Genomic DNA, 1,438 nt, shown 5'->3' with positions numbered 1-1,438 from the left:
GGCACAGGGCGCCGGGCCCGAATCCGGCCATAGAGCCTGCGGAGCTTGAGGTACGCGAAAATCCCGGCGGCGATGATGAGGGCGGGGGTGGCCACGGACAGAACGTGATCCTTCCAGGTGGGGGGCTCCGGCGGCGGAGCGCTGTGCCGGTCAAGGATGGCGTCTATCGTGAGTAATTCCTGATACCACTGCTGGAATTCGTCGGTCATAGCGACGGCCAGGGGATGTTCCGCCAAACTAAGCTCACCTACCACCCGGGTCCATAAGTAATCCCGCCTATCAAACAGGTCATAGTAGTGCTCATTGCGGGGGAGAGGTTCCCGGCTCTTATCCTGTAGAGGAGAATCATTGCGTTCAAACTGAGGATTGGACGCGCCGCAGAGTATGGTCAAAAACAACGTAGCGCACAGGAGAAACAGCGACTTCTTTTTGAGGGTAATATAATTATACGACATTACAGAATTTATTTCAGGATAAGATAGGGAAAAGTCCGCCTGATTTAAATAAGGACGCCTGGACCTATAGGAAGTATCATAGAGAGAGTAGAGACCGGCTTTTTATCAATGCCTAAGATCTTAATGCTTTTTACAAATTCTGTAGTTGGTGCGCTAGTACTATGAAAGGCCTTTAGGGGATTATAAATACTATCTGCGTTAGTACACATTGCTTTGATACTGTATTCTACAGTATCAAAGCCCATTACAACTTTATTGCCAAACTCAACATTGTGTACATCGCATTTTTGAACACCTTCCACCTGATTAAAGGTGTAGCAAAGGCGCTCATCAGAAGTTCCAACTTCTTTGACGTACTGGAACGTTACGGACTCACTTAACATCCATTGATATACAGCAGTTACATCTTCAACTACAGTTGATGTGGTGAGGTGTACATCGGCCTGCGTCGCAACAAGATCAATGAAATTAACTACTATACCAACTCCAGTATTTAGGCCAGTGTAGGTTATGGCCAGAGATTTCATCAGAAGCAGAGTCCCAGCAGCTTTATTAGGAGAGGCCTGCATACTTTGACTACCATCAAAGTACAACTTACTATTTCGACTGTTAGGCTCTATCTTAAGGGAATAAACTATGTGTTGAATGCCGTTATAGGGTATTAATTGGGTACGAGTAAACCATTTATAATCAGAGTTTTCACCGTTCTCAATGAAAGATGCAAGCTCTGGATGAGAGGCCAAGTCAATACTTTTAGGATCTATTTCCTCTACACCAAGCTCAGAAAGTTGGCGATCAATTTCATCCAGTTCCTGCTCCAACTCGCGGCACTTGTTGTTTGTGTAGAGGCCATCGGACCACTCTAATTCAGCCATGAGGCTTGTCCATACACGCTGGCGTTCGGCAAACAAATCATTGATCTGGCGATCTTCTGCAATGACCTCACGCGCAAGCTCCGCCTCCTCCTCATTAAAGAAAGCAAT

At 46.4% G+C, this 1,438-nt stretch carries 2 protein-coding genes; both read right to left on the bottom strand.

All coding sequences use genetic code 11. The features are described 5' to 3' along the window. The coding region (locus D1159_RS18850; RefSeq protein ID WP_161847118.1) for a hypothetical protein at nucleotides 1-455 on the bottom strand (455 nt) is incomplete at its 3' end. A 44-nt stretch (nucleotides 456-499) separates the two neighbouring features. After that, a partial coding sequence (locus D1159_RS18845; RefSeq protein ID WP_161847117.1) for a hypothetical protein occupies nucleotides 500-1,438 on the bottom strand: 939 nt, incomplete at its 5' end.

The organism is Pseudoflavonifractor sp. 524-17 (genome assembly GCF_009935845.1).
In the GTDB taxonomy this organism is placed as follows: Bacteria; Bacillota; Clostridia; order Oscillospirales; family Oscillospiraceae; genus Pseudoflavonifractor_A.
Note: the sequence above shows the minus strand (reverse complement) of the source record. Positions and strands in the feature narration are given on the sequence as shown.